Source organism: Mesobacillus persicus (genome assembly GCF_900109925.1).
Classification (GTDB): domain Bacteria; phylum Bacillota; class Bacilli; order Bacillales; family Cytobacillaceae; genus Mesobacillus_B; species Mesobacillus_B persicus.
The window spans coordinates 23,999-36,754 of the sequence record NZ_FOBW01000022.1 but is presented as its reverse complement, the minus strand read 5'-3'; the positions used below and the strand labels follow the sequence as shown (position 1 = coordinate 36,754).

Below are 12,756 nucleotides of genomic sequence, written 5' to 3'. Positions count from 1 at the left end.
TTTAACTTCTCTCGGTATTATATATCTTGTGCCTTAAAGGCATTACACTTTGGCGGTGTAGCTCAGCTGGCTAGAGCATTCGGTTCATACCCGAAAGGTCGTGGGTTCGACTCCCTCCGCCGCTATATAGAAAAGCGAAGGCGCCTGTTCAGCGACGTATGGACTGGAGCTTCGACTGAGATAAAGGAAACACGAAGAGCTTTAGCGCATTCGTGCTTGACTTATCGTAGGGAGAAGCGTGAAGTCCACTAGTCGCTAGGCGCCGCAGCTGGACAATAAAATCACGGCCCCTTGGTCAAGCGGTTAAGACACCGCCCTTTCACGGCGGTAACACGGGTTCGAATCCCGTAGGGGTCATTCTAAAAAGCACTGGACATACCAGTGCTTTTTTGTGTTTCCGGATAGCTAATCCTAAATGCTTTCCATGTAACATGAACCATCCATTGAAAACGAAAGCGACATACCCATTGTGGTATGTCGCTCAACTTATATACTCCTAGGTCTCTACTATTACTTACAGAACACAAAAAAGTGCGTTTTCGGTTCAAAACCTAATTACCTATACTAGTAAAAGACTTTTTTGGGGGGTATTTTCATCACAGTTTCAGCTCTAATCAGCCGTTTTGGTGGAAAAACTACGTTATAATACCCTCACCCCTTATCGATTTTTCTGAAAAAGGTAATTTTATTCCCTGTTTTGATCATTTTATTCCCTGTTTAAGACCGTTTATTCCCTGTACGGGGAATAAATACCCCAGTTTGTATGCTGTTGCGTTGGAATTTGATTGATAACTACTTTCTTAAAGCGACTTAGCCCTAAATAAAAAAAGACAGATCAATAATGACCTGTCATCAGCTTTTTCTATATGAATACATTCAGCAGCAAGTTAACCTCTTTTAGCCCCTCTGCCACCACGCTTTGACTCAGTATTGCGCTTTAATGAAGAGAGACGATCCTCACTATCCTTTAAAAACTTCGCCATTTTTGATTCAAAATTTTCAGGACGACTATTGCGGTTATCATTCGGCTTACTATTACGCGGGCGTTTGGAATCTGGTCTTGCTGGTCTTTCAGGTTTGTCGACTGCTTTCTTAATGGATAAACCAATCTTGCCGTCTTTCTCAACATTAATGACCTTTACTTCGACTTGATCGCCAACCTTTAGGTGATCGTTGATATCTTTTACATAACTGTCAGCAACTTCACTAATGTGGACAAGTCCTGTAGAACCCTCCGGCAGCTCCACAAATGCTCCGAAATTCGTAATGCCTGTTACTTTCCCTTGCAACTTGCTGCCTACTTCGATTGACATAAAAAGATTTTTCCTCCTTAAAGATATAGAAAATCAAATTTACATTATATTATACCGAACATAAAAAAAGAGTGTCAATTAAACCACAGTTCAGTTTCCCTCAGGTAAGTTAAAAATAATCTCGCCTTCTTGCGATAAGAAATAATCTCTCCGTGCTAACTTTGCAATATATTCTTCGTCATTTAATTTCACAATTTCTTCATTGAGAATCACCTGTTGCTTCTCAAGATTAGTAAGCTCTGTTTTAAGCGCTTTTCGCTCTTCCAGCTTCTGCTCTAAGGCAGAAGTTTTGGAAATAAAGGTTGAAATCATAGAAAAGGAAAGAACGATGACAAAGACGGATAAGACTGCGAGGCGTCTGAATAGCCGTTTTCTCTTTCTTTTATCTGCAAGACCTGCTTTTTCGCTCTGCTGCATATAATCGTTTTCTAGTTTGGTGATATTCCGTTTTCTAATGGCATTCATTCCTCGCGGTCCTCCTTATTTTCTAATGGATTTAAGCTTTTTTATCATTGATATAGTGTAATTCTTGAACCGATGGATAAATCCTGCCATTTTATTATATAATTTCTCGACGGTTTTTTTAATCTTTTTCGGCAAAAGTTTCCACAAAAGTGACAAGATTAGTTGAATTGGTTTCCATGCCACCTTAAGAATCCAGTACAGTATGGATAAACATGTCTTTAATAAAGTGAACATGCCTTTGCCGGTTAACACAATTAAAGAAATAATTGATAAAAGCAGAAAGCGAAGCGGTCGATAGACCATCGCTTGAAAGATATTAACAGAAATTTTATAGGTCGAAATCGACAGAGCAATCAACCATTCAAGACATCTTAAATAAGCTCGTTTCAACAAACTCTGATAGGCGGCGAATCCACAAAGCAGGGCGATAAAGATATAGAATCGCAACTCACCTTCATTAACGCTAAATAAAACATAGAATATGAACAGGGCTTGAAGAATCCAAAAAAGGATATCATTTAAAAAAACGATCCAGCTTTTCCTTTTACGCCTCTGCAAGAAGCGATTATACGTATCTAGAGAGGCCCCAAAAAAACTTCCCATACCTATCATTGATAGCATGGTAAGAAATTGTGTAGTCAGCGTCATCTGAACAGCTTGCTAAAGAATCCTTTAGCTTTCTCCCCGTGTTGGTCGTCGAGATACACTAGATCAAATACTCGTCCTTTAATGGAAACAACCCCACTATCAACATCCAGGTTCTTCATTTGTAAATTTTGTCCCCGAATGGCTAGAAAACCCATGACTGTTTCTAGTAAAAATTCCTCATTATCAAAGCTCTCAACCTGCTTGACACCAGAAATCTCTAGTGTACGTCTTCCCCTCATGATAACATCATGTTCAGGAGTATTGGTTTTTTGCTGATTTGTTTCAAAGTATTGGCTCATATTTAATCCCCCACAATCGTGATATACACGGTTTGTACATATGTATGAATGTAAGGGACTGATTAGAACAAGCCTATTTATTCTGTCTCAGAAAGTCTTTCTTCTTTAACAACCGTATACATCTCGGCCGCTTCTTCTTTCCGAGTTGTTTCTTGAATACGATCAATTTTCACGGTGACTACTCTCTGACCAAACCGAACGGTAAGTTCATCCCCCACCTTTACATTCGTACTGGCCTTTGCTGCTATACCATTGACTAAAATCCTTCCTTGATCCGATACTTCCTTTGCCATTGTACGACGTTTTATTAATCTAGAAACTTTTAAAAATTTATCTAATCTCATTTCATTTCAACTCCTATTTCCCTTTTTCTTTTGCTTCGACCCAAAATGCATCGAGTTCTTCTAGGCTATACTCATTAAACGGTCGATTGCCTGCCGCTACCTTTTCTTCTATATGAGTAAAACGGCGGTAGAACTTCTGATTCGTTTTAAATAAAGCCTCTTCAGGGTCTATTTTATAATGTCTTGCTACATTCACTAACGCAAATAATACGTCCCCAAATTCAAGCTCCATATCTTTCAGCTTTCCTTGTTGTTTTGCTTCCTGTAGTTCTGATATCTCCTCTTGTACTTTCGCTAAGACAGGCTCAATATCAGGCCAGTCAAATCCGACTTTTGCAGCTTCTTTTTGTAACTCAGTTGCTCTTAATAGATTGGGTAACCCTTTTCCTACACCATCAAGAAGTGACTTCTGGGTGACTCCCTTTTCCTCTTGCTTAATTTCTTCCCAATTTTTAAGAACCTCTTCGACATTTTCAGCCTCCACATTTCCAAACACATGTGGATGCCTCCGGACCATTTTTTCTGAAATTCCCTCAATGACATCCTCTATCGTAAAATAGCCGTCATCATCCCCAATTTGAGCATGAAGCATGACTTGTAGCAGTACATCTCCGAGCTCTTCAATCATATGATCAATATCCTCATTATTAATAGCTTCAATTAGTTCATAAGCTTCTTCAATTAGATACTTTTTTAAGGATTGATGCGTTTGCTTTTTATCCCATGGGCAGCCATTCGGTCCTCTAAGGTCTGCGATAATCTTGCGGAGGGTGCCGAACTCACGGTAAAGGACATGGTCCTCCTTTACTGGCGGAACATAGATAGAAGTTAGATTATGTACCTCTGTTTCTCGATCAAGCTCAAATAGGGGAATCCACTTTATTTCCTCCGCTTGACTGCCGGCGGCTGTTACAATGGCCACCATATATTCATCTGGTAGCTTTTCCATTAAGCTCAATTTCACCTCTGAAGCAACAAACCGATCATAAACTTGACCAATAATGGTATGGGTATCTAACCGTATCATGTCCGTGGACAGGGAAGTACCGTCAAGCAATTGGAACCCTTCTATCGGATCAATTTTTAACGCTTGAAAAATTGCATCTAAAAAGCTTTGTCCTCCACCGATCTCTATTTCAATTCCACGGTCTTTTCCCCTTTCCAATAATAATTGAACGGTTCTTTCCGCTACTAATGGATGACCTGGCACTGCATATACTACGGAAGCTGTTTCCGCCTTTGATAATAGTTGCTCACAAATTTCATCATAAACTGCTGCAAACTCACTGTTTTGCTCATAAATAGCATCAAACGAAGTAAAACTTATCCCTTGTTCTTCAAGTTCAGAGATTACCGGATGTTCCCTAGTACGCAAATAAAGATTTTCTTGCTCCATTAATTTCTTATACACTCCAAAAGGGACTTGCTCGATGTCACCCGCCCCTAAACCTAGTACTAGAACTTTTTTCATTTATTATCGTCTCCTGTCTTTTTTGGCAATAAAAACAATAGCTTGCTTCCAAATGGGAGCATCAGAAGTTCTTTTTCCTGCAATAATTTACTCTTAATGACAATCACTATATAAGCAACAGCTCCGAATGCAACCGCACTAAGAGCCTGGAAAGTGGCAATCATCCGCGAATGGACTGAGTACAAATAGAGAAAATCCGTCAGAAACAAATAGAAGTGGAGAAAAACCCCCATTATACCAGCAGCCATTAACACTTTTACAATATATCCTGTAGCCAATATCTGTTGCTTCATTATCTTTCTAAGTCTCACAACTAGAAACACCAACATCACGAAAACCGCTAATAGTGTCGCAATCGCTGCACCATTTGTCGCACTGAAAGGAACTAAACAATAATTAAGGATAAATTTAAGTCCAAAGCCGAATAAAACAATGACCGCAGGATAGAGAGACTGATTCACTCCTTGAAGAATTCCTATAACGGTAATCATGATTGAACCTGGGAGAATAACAAGGCTTAGCAACCCAAGAACAAATGAACCTTGTTCGTCTTGAAATAACATCCTATTAGTTGGCTCAATGATACTAAATAACCCGATTGCAGCACCTGCACCAACAAGAAGGCTTAATTGCAAGGCAATCCTCACGTTATGAATAATCTGTTGCTTTCGCTTTTCTCCAGTGATGGCTGGCACTAGCGACAATGCCATCGAGGTAGCAACAACGGTCCCCAACTGAATCAATGGTTGGCCTCTATCAAAAACTCCCTTTGCTACTTTTGCCTCATCATCGGTTAATACACCCGTCGTTAGAATATTGTAGAGATTGAGGGAATCAGCCAGCTGAAGAAGGATCAAAACCATGCCACTTACACTGATAGCGAAACCTTGAAACATCAATGTCTTTATAATCGGTATTGCCTCTTTCGTTAAATCCTTAAATCTGTATACATTCATTAGAGTACGATCCTGGGAATGAAAAAAGAAGAACCCCAGAATAACTAAACCTACCAAGCCTCCTGTTACTGATCCAAAGACTGCTCCGCTGCCAGCTGTATACAAGGAATAACCTGCTTGAATAAAGATAAATGAAAGCAAAAGGATGGTCACAACTCGAATAAGTTGCTCCCCTACTTGTGAAATAGCTGTTGGAACCATATTTCCTTGCCCTTGAAAGTAACCTCTGAAAACGGAGGTGAACGGAAAGATAAGAAATGGAAATGCCATGATTCTAAAAAGGTTGGCAAGTTGCTCATCTCCCATGATTGATGCCAGCCATTGTGCCCCTAGAAAAAAACTTAAAAATAGACCTAGGCCGATTAGGTTAAGAAAGAATAATGAGATGGCTAAAAGTCTTGTTGCCTCTTGACGTTTCCCTATCGCTATTCGTTCTTTGTATAGCTTTGAGATAACAACAGGGAAACCATGAGTAGATAAAATTAGTATGATTCCATAAAAGGGGTACACCTGTTGATATATATAAAAACCAATATCCCCAACAATATTTTGAAATGGGACTCGATATACAGCGCTTAATAATTTCGTCACTAAAGCAGCGACGGTTAAAATCATTGCTCCTTTGAAGAGATCCTGCGATCCTGTAACGGGCTTCATCGCCCAACTCCTTCCAATAGCATTATCAAAATATTATAGCATAAAGTATCTCCATGAATTGAACTAGGGAGTCTGTAATATTGCTCATTAAACAATAAGGGGGCTGACCCCAAAAGCTAGATGGCTTTTGGGGTCAGCCCCCTTTAGTTAATTATATTATCAGAGCCTTCTACTGCTCCATCTGTCTCGCTAAGAATCCAGCGGCTGTTTCAACTGCTTTCTGTTCAACTTCACCTAAAGTTCCTTCTTTAGAATAGATGATTACGCCCCCAATAGGGTCTCCGTTTGCAATAATTGGGGCAATTGTATAGCCTGAAACAGTATCATCGATTCCATCAACTAAAGCCACAGTGCCTTGTTGATTCATAAGTACAGATGTGCGTTCTTCCATTGTTTTTTCAACAAGCTCACTTATATTTTTATTTAAGTATTCCTTTTTTGAACCTCCAGCTATAGCAATGAAGGTGTCACGATCACATATAAGTACAGGATTCCCAAGACTGTCATATAAGGCCTCTGCATATTCCTTAGCAAAGTCACTTAATTCGCTAATTGGAGAATATTTCTTTAAAATAACTTCCCCATCACGGTCAACAAAAATCTCTAACGGGTCACCCTCACGAATTCTCAGTGTTCTCCGAATCTCCTTCGGAATTACCACTCTACCTAAATCATCGATACGACGAACAATACCAGTTGCTTTCATCCAACGTTGCCTCACTTTCATCTGATGATTGAATTTGACAATGATGGTTGAACCCTTTATTTATCCACCATTACCATGATTGAACTTAGTATCTTTCATATGGAAAGTTCTATTCATATCCAAGAATATTTTCTCTCAGATGGTAAGGATTCTTTTATTAAGAGCTGCTAAATTCAAGGCTCTGTTAAACAAGAATGTTGATTTCCGCTCCAGGTGCTCAGCGAACAGCGGGGCGGGCGGTGAGCCTCCTCGTCGCTGCGCTCCTGCGGGGTCTCACCTGTCCCGCTGCTCCCGCAGGACTCTGAATAACTTCCTCGAATACGCCCACGCACGAGATAATGTGCAGTTCATTTTCGAGGAGTCAAGCACCTTCCGCTTCAATCAACGGTAAGCAAATTCAACAATGTCCTTTAACAGAGCCAATTTCAAAGAAGCAGACCTATACAATAGGGTAATTACCACCAGTTGAGGTAGGATAAACATTCCAATTTATTGATACTTATCCATTACCCTTGTCTGTGAATTTTGAAACACTTTCCAATTTTACATTTGTGTTACATCCATATGGTTAAGATACAGAGTTCTCTTCTTCTTTCACAGAATCGTGAAGCCCCTTGATCATTTCAAACGTAATATTGAGCCAGTCATCTTTTTGTAGCCCCTTTGTATGGATAACGATTTTTAGCTTACTTCCATCCATTCCGAGTCCTACATTCTTTCGGTATTGATTGCTTATTTTAAAAACCTTTTGTCCATCAATACGACTAGTACCATCTTCAGATACATGAACTGTAATTTCCTGTTTGGCTTGTTTAATGGTTTGAACGCCAGCCATTCCCGCAAATATTTTCAACTCAGTGACCTTAAATAGGTTTGCTACCTCTTCTGGATAATCGCCAAATCGATCGATCATTTCTTCCTGAAGTTCTTCCATATCGTTTATCGTTTCGAGTCCACGGAATCGCTTATACATTTCAATCTTTTGATGCCCATCTTTTATATAGGTATCTGGAATATACGCATCTACTTCTAAATCAATTTCAACAGAAGGTCGGATCTTTTGTTCATGATCTGGTCTTCTTTCTTCAATCGCTTCTTTCAACATTTGTGAGTATAAATCGAATCCAACTGAATCGATGAAACCATGTTGCTCAGCGCCTAATAAATTCCCCGCGCCACGGATAGATAAGTCTCGCATTGCAATTTTAAAGCCCGAACCAAGCTCGGTAAATTCCTTAATGGCCTGTAGGCGCTTTTCAGCTACCTCCGTTAGTACTTTATCCTTTCGATAAGTAAAGTAAGCATAAGCAACACGGTTAGAGCGGCCAACACGTCCTCTTAACTGATAAAGTTGGGACAATCCCATTTTATCAGCGTCATGGACGAGTAATGTGTTTACATTCGGGATATCCACACCTGTTTCAATAATCGTCGTGCTAACTAGGACATCATACTCACCCTCAAGAAAACCGAGCATAACAGACTCTAGCTCATTCTCGGACATTTTCCCATGGGCATAGGTAACTCTAGCATCAGGGACAAGCATTGAAATTTCTTCAGCCTTCCTCTCAATATCCTCGACACGATTATACAGGAAATAGACCTGCCCATCTCTTGCAAGTTCCCTTTCAATCGCTTCACGAACGAGTCCACCGTTATACTCCATAACATAGGTCTGAATCGGGAAACGATTTTCCGGTGGTGTTTCAATGACCGATAGATCACGAACACCTAACATCGACATATGAAGTGTTCGAGGGATTGGGGTCGCTGTCAGAGTAAGAACATCCACATTCGTTTTTAATTGTTTGATTTTTTCTTTATGAGTGACACCAAAACGTTGTTCCTCATCAATAATCAGTAACCCTAAATCTCGATAAGTTATATCCTTTGATAAGATTCGATGAGTTCCGATGACAATGTCAATTGTGCCAGCTTTTAGCCCCTTAATTGTTTCGGTTTGTTGTTTTCGAGTCCGGAACCGACTTAAAAGTCCAATATTAATCGGATACTCCTGAAATCTTTCCCGTATCGTTTCAAAATGTTGCTGAGCCAAAATAGTAGTCGGAACGAGCAACGCAACCTGCTTTCCATCCGCAATCGCTTTAAAGGCTGCCCTTATGGCTACTTCTGTCTTCCCATAACCAACATCTCCACAAAGAAGACGGTCCATCGGTCGTTCATTTTCCATATCTAGCTTAATTTCGTGAATTGACCGGATCTGATCTTCAGTTTCCTCATAAGGGAAAGACGTTTCAAACTCCCTTTGCATATCACCATCTGGTGAAAAGGCATAACCCCTGCTGGCCTCTCTTTCGGCATAAAGCTTAATCAAATCATCAGCAATATCCTGAACGGAGGATTGGACCTTATTCTTAACCCGCTTCCAATCATTCCCTCCAAGTTTGTATACCTTAGGTTCTTTTCCCTCAGACCCGACATATTTCTGAACAAGATCAATCTGTTCAACCGGTACATATAGTTTATCTGACCCTTGGTAGCGAATATGTAGATAATCCTTATGTACACCATTAATAATTAGAGTCTCAATCCCTAAATACTTTCCAATTCCATGATTTACATGGACAACATAGTCGCCTACCTTTAATTCTGAATAACTTTTAATTCGTTCTGCATTTGATAGTTTTTGGCGGCGCTTTGGCCGCTTCGTTTTTTTATTAAAAAGCTCTTCTTCCGTAATAACTGCAATTTTTTGAATGGGCATTTCAAACCCGCTATTCAGGCTACCTTGAATAATTTGGACCTTATCAAATATAATCGAATCGGTATTCGCGACACGAATAGCTTCAATTTCATAATCCTCTAAAACGCGTTCCAATTTATGTGTCCGTTCTTCATCGGGCCCCAATAGAACGACAGCATAATTCCCCTTTTTCCAGCGCTCGATTTCCGCTTTTAAAACATTCATTTGCCCATGGAAATTTTGCATTGGCTTGCATGAAACATTGATGATATTTTGAGGGTTGGTATTCGGAACATGTCTTAAAAAGAGACTTGTATAAATAATTGGCTTCGCTGTCTGTTGCAACAGATCTGGTAAATGGTGAGATATTTTTAGGTCATGGACGATTTGTCCTTCACCAAGAAGACTTGTATACCACTCTGCCTCTTCTTTATTTAGCGACTCATTCATTTCTTGAACTCGACTAATCTCATCTATGAAAATAAGTCCCTCAGCACTCAGGTAATCTAGCAAACTGTGATGTTGTCCATATGCGATGGATAAATATTTAAATAATTGGTCCGGTTTCTGACCGTTCTTAAGCTGTTCAAGCTCATATCCGATGTTTTGAATCAGTTGGTTCTTGGCTTTTTCATCCTTTAGCTTTTTCAAACTTTTTGCTAAACCCGATTCAAGACCCGTTATCAACTTCTCAAGTTGGTTTGTTTCAAGTAAAATTTCGGTGGCTGGACCAATCTTGACCGTCTCTAACTTATCTTTAGAACGTTGGTCTTCTAAAGAAAAGGAACGTATCGAATCCACCTCGGTATCAAAAAGTTCAATTCGATAGGGGTCAACAGCCGTAAGGGGATAAATATCAATGATGCCGCCCCTAACACTGAATTCTCCAGGCGCCGAAACTAACTCTGAACGCACATATCCCATATCAATAAACTGTTTTAGCACCGTTTCCACTTCAATTTCTTCGCCTACTGTAAAATGTAGTTGGAAATTCGACCATAGCTCTTTAGGAGGTAGAATCTTTCTAAAACCAGCCATTGGCGCTATGACAATCCCCTTTTTACCTGAGGCCATGTGATTTAACGCCTCAATGCGTTGCGCTTTCAATTCAGGAGAGGATATACTTAGCTCCGCGGCAATCAACTCATTTGCCGGGTATAGATAGACCTCATTCTCCCCCATTAATCCTAGTAAATCATCATACAGCTTTTGTGCCTGTAGTAGGTTATGCGTAACAACAAGAACTGTTCGATTTGTATTTTCGTATATAGAGGCTAAAAAAACAGGTCTTGCTGAGCCAGATAGGCCAGCCACAAGTTGTTCTTTTAAGCCTTCCTCCATCCCAGAAACAACAGAATGGACATCATCCTGCCGACTAAAAAGAGCTTTCAGCCCTTGCATCCCAACCTCTCCCTCACTAAGAAATGCCCCAGGCCTTCTTTGGCACTGGAGCTAGAATATATCTAGCTTGCTTGAATTTCTATAAAGTATTGTTGCTATAAAAAAAATAGAAAAATGCTTTGAACCAACGTCCAAAGCGTGTCAGTGAATCAGATAATCATTTTCATGATAGCTAGGGTTGCGCTCATATGATTCCTGACAATCCTCACAGATTGACTTTATTTGAATGTCACCATTACTTTCATAAGTTATCATATCATGGCGTTCCTCTTCTGTCAGCTTATGGAAACCTAGGCTTTCACTTTGAACTGACAATCGATCCAATGTACCTATTTTTGTTCCACAATGACGGCAATAATAATTCATAGCCATGTGATTCCCTCCCTAATATCCTATCATTCCTATTATTTACGGATTAGGAGGAACTTATTCACTTAGCCTATTTTATGTTCCTAGTATAAACTTATGATCATTGATTAAATTGATTCATTACTTGGAGGAATGGAATATCGACCCAAGCTTCACAAGCATCACAAGCCTTTTTAACCGCCTTTTCCATATCAAGCTGCTCTTCCTTTGTAAATCTCCCCAGAACATAGTCGGTGATCGCCATCCCGTTTTGTGGTCGACTAATTCCCACACGAATCCGTTTAAACTCTTGTGTACCAACGTGAGCAATCGTCGAACGAATGCCATTATGTCCTCCAGCGCTTCCCTTTTGTCTTAATCTTATTTTACCTGTCGGAAGATCCAAATCATCATAGATCACTACTAAGTCATCAACGGCGATATCGTAATAGTCCATTACAGCTCCAATCGATTCACCTGATAAATTCATGTAGGTCAGCGGTTTTAAAAGGATGACCTTTTCTCCTTTAATTAACCCTGCACCAAACATTCCTTTAAACTTCGCTTGACTTAATGGAATATTAAAGCGTTTTGAGAGTTCATCAATTACTTCAAAACCTATATTATGCCTAGTATTTTCATATGGTTTTCCTGGATTACCTAATCCGACGATTAATTTCATAGCTTCCCACCCATTTCCCTTCCGGTTGATTCTTTCTCTATTAACAGTCTGCCACTTTACACTTTTGATTGGAAAGCATAAAAGACGCAACCCTTAAGGTTACGTCTATTCTGCTAGCTTTCAGATGACTCTGTTTCCCTGCCTTCTTCATTCTCTGGAGTTCCTTGCTCCTGCTCTTCTCCTGAGTTGATTTCCTCTTCTTGCTTCGGAGGAAGAATGGATACAAGCACTAAGGAATCCTCATCATTAATCGAATAGCTTCCACTCGTATTCTTCAAATCTGCAACAGTCAAGTTTTCATTTACTTGAAGATTCGAAACATCTAGCTCTATCACTTGAGGAATATTGGTTGGAGTCGCTGTTACAGATAGTTCATGGACAGGCTGCTGTAGAACGCCTCCATCCTTTACACCTGCTGCCTCTCCAACTAATGCTAACCTTACAGTTGCTTCCCTTTCTGCCTTCATATCTACGGCAAAGAAGTCCGCATGCAAGATATCCCCTTTAATGGAATCCTGCTGATAGTCACTTAACATAACATCCGTTTTATTCCCGTCTACATCAAGCGAGATAATTCCGTTTCTGCCAACTTCTCGAATCGTTTTAATAAATTCAATACTATCAACATACACAGATTTACTTTCCCTTTTACTTCCATAAATTACAGCTGGGATATTCCCCTCAGCCCGAAGTCGATTTAAGCTTGATTTTTGTGAAGAATCACTACGTTCACTTGCTTTTAATACAGCACTCATTCTTATG

12 protein-coding genes and 2 tRNA genes are annotated in these 12,756 nt (G+C 39.9%); 2 read left to right on the top strand and 12 right to left on the bottom strand.

Annotated elements, in window-relative coordinates; genetic code table 11:
• Window positions 1-51: 51 nt before the first annotated feature.
• Together BMX30_RS21020 and BMX30_RS21015 are read left to right on the top strand one after the other, a co-directional pair.
• Window positions 52-125, top strand: a tRNA-Met gene (locus BMX30_RS21020).
• Window positions 126-285: 160 nt separating this feature from the next.
• Window positions 286-357 (top strand) — tRNA-Glu (locus BMX30_RS21015).
• A gap of 530 nt (window positions 358-887) precedes the next feature.
• On the opposite strand, the gene BMX30_RS21010 is transcribed toward BMX30_RS21015, so the two are convergent.
• From BMX30_RS21010 to BMX30_RS20955, 12 genes are all read right to left on the bottom strand, one after another.
• Window positions 888-1,313, bottom strand: coding sequence for a S1 domain-containing RNA-binding protein (locus tag BMX30_RS21010; protein WP_090750031.1), 426 nt, complete (start codon window positions 1,311-1,313; stop codon window positions 888-890).
• Window positions 1,314-1,403: 90 nt separating this feature from the next.
• Window positions 1,404-1,778, bottom strand: coding sequence for an FtsB family cell division protein (locus BMX30_RS21005; protein WP_090750029.1), 375 nt, complete (start codon window positions 1,776-1,778; stop codon window positions 1,404-1,406).
• Between the two features lie 15 nt (window positions 1,779-1,793).
• Entirely contained in the window at window positions 1,794-2,426 is a 633-nt protein-coding gene (yabQ, locus tag BMX30_RS21000) for a spore cortex biosynthesis protein YabQ (protein ID WP_090750027.1), read from the bottom strand.
• Window positions 2,423-2,725: a sporulation protein YabP gene (gene yabP, locus BMX30_RS20995; protein WP_090750025.1), complete on the bottom strand. Its 303-nt coding sequence runs from the start codon at window positions 2,723-2,725 to the stop codon at window positions 2,423-2,425. The genes yabQ and yabP overlap by 4 nt, the downstream gene beginning before the upstream one ends.
• Window positions 2,726-2,802: 77 nt before the next feature.
• Window positions 2,803-3,069 (bottom strand): RNA-binding S4 domain-containing protein, encoded by a 267-nt coding sequence (locus BMX30_RS20990; protein ID WP_090750022.1) that lies wholly within the window; start codon window positions 3,067-3,069, stop codon window positions 2,803-2,805.
• A gap of 13 nt (window positions 3,070-3,082) precedes the next feature.
• Window positions 3,083-4,540, bottom strand: coding sequence for a bifunctional methyltransferase/pyrophosphohydrolase YabN (gene yabN / locus BMX30_RS20985; protein ID WP_090750020.1), 1,458 nt, complete (start codon window positions 4,538-4,540; stop codon window positions 3,083-3,085).
• Window positions 4,537-6,153 carry a putative polysaccharide biosynthesis protein gene (locus BMX30_RS20980; protein ID WP_090750017.1) on the bottom strand — a complete coding sequence of 539 codons (1,617 nt, stop codon included), beginning with the start codon at window positions 6,151-6,153 and terminating at the stop codon, window positions 4,537-4,539. The genes yabN and BMX30_RS20980 overlap by 4 nt, the downstream gene beginning before the upstream one ends.
• A 169-nt stretch (window positions 6,154-6,322) precedes the next feature.
• On the bottom strand, window positions 6,323-6,859 hold the full coding sequence (spoVT, locus tag BMX30_RS20975) for a stage V sporulation protein T (RefSeq protein WP_090750015.1): 537 nt from the start codon (window positions 6,857-6,859) through the stop codon (window positions 6,323-6,325).
• Between the two features lie 568 nt (window positions 6,860-7,427).
• On the bottom strand, window positions 7,428-10,964 hold the full coding sequence (mfd, locus tag BMX30_RS20970; protein ID WP_090750013.1) for a transcription-repair coupling factor: 3,537 nt from the start codon (window positions 10,962-10,964) through the stop codon (window positions 7,428-7,430).
• Window positions 10,965-11,105: 141 nt separating this feature from the next.
• Entirely contained in the window at window positions 11,106-11,336 is a 231-nt protein-coding gene (gene fin / locus BMX30_RS20965) for an anti-sigma-F factor Fin (RefSeq protein ID WP_090750011.1), read from the bottom strand.
• A 97-nt stretch (window positions 11,337-11,433) separates the two neighbouring features.
• Window positions 11,434-11,994: an aminoacyl-tRNA hydrolase gene (gene pth / locus BMX30_RS20960; RefSeq protein ID WP_090750009.1), complete on the bottom strand. Its 561-nt coding sequence runs from the start codon at window positions 11,992-11,994 to the stop codon at window positions 11,434-11,436.
• A gap of 113 nt (window positions 11,995-12,107) precedes the next feature.
• Window positions 12,108-12,749, bottom strand: coding sequence for a 50S ribosomal protein L25/general stress protein Ctc (locus BMX30_RS20955; RefSeq protein ID WP_090750007.1), 642 nt, complete (start codon window positions 12,747-12,749; stop codon window positions 12,108-12,110).
• Window positions 12,750-12,756 lie beyond the last annotated feature (7 nt).

Excerpts from the sequence above, each read along its gene's own strand:
- BMX30_RS20990 (WP_090750022.1), bottom strand. The coding sequence starts at position 3,069 with ATGAGATTAGATAAATTTTTAAAAGTTTCTAGATTAATAAAACGTCGT.
- fin (WP_090750011.1), bottom strand. The coding sequence starts at position 11,336 with ATGGCTATGAATTATTATTGCCGTCATTGTGGAACAAAAATAGGTACA.
- yabN (WP_090750020.1), bottom strand. The coding sequence starts at position 4,540 with ATGAAAAAAGTTCTAGTACTAGGTTTAGGGGCGGGTGACATCGAGCAA.
- yabP (WP_090750025.1), bottom strand. The coding sequence starts at position 2,725 with ATGAGCCAATACTTTGAAACAAATCAGCAAAAAACCAATACTCCTGAA.
- BMX30_RS21005 (WP_090750029.1), bottom strand. The coding sequence starts at position 1,778 with ATGAATGCCATTAGAAAACGGAATATCACCAAACTAGAAAACGATTAT.
- BMX30_RS21010 (WP_090750031.1), bottom strand. The coding sequence starts at position 1,313 with ATGTCAATCGAAGTAGGCAGCAAGTTGCAAGGGAAAGTAACAGGCATT.
- BMX30_RS20955 (WP_090750007.1), bottom strand. The coding sequence starts at position 12,749 with ATGAGTGCTGTATTAAAAGCAAGTGAACGTAGTGATTCTTCACAAAAA.
- pth (WP_090750009.1), bottom strand. The coding sequence starts at position 11,994 with ATGAAATTAATCGTCGGATTAGGTAATCCAGGAAAACCATATGAAAAT.
- mfd (WP_090750013.1), bottom strand. The coding sequence starts at position 10,964 with ATGCAAGGGCTGAAAGCTCTTTTTAGTCGGCAGGATGATGTCCATTCT.
- yabQ (WP_090750027.1), bottom strand. The coding sequence starts at position 2,426 with ATGACGCTGACTACACAATTTCTTACCATGCTATCAATGATAGGTATG.
- spoVT (WP_090750015.1), bottom strand. The coding sequence starts at position 6,859 with ATGAAAGCAACTGGTATTGTTCGTCGTATCGATGATTTAGGTAGAGTG.
- BMX30_RS20980 (WP_090750017.1), bottom strand. The coding sequence starts at position 6,153 with ATGAAGCCCGTTACAGGATCGCAGGATCTCTTCAAAGGAGCAATGATT.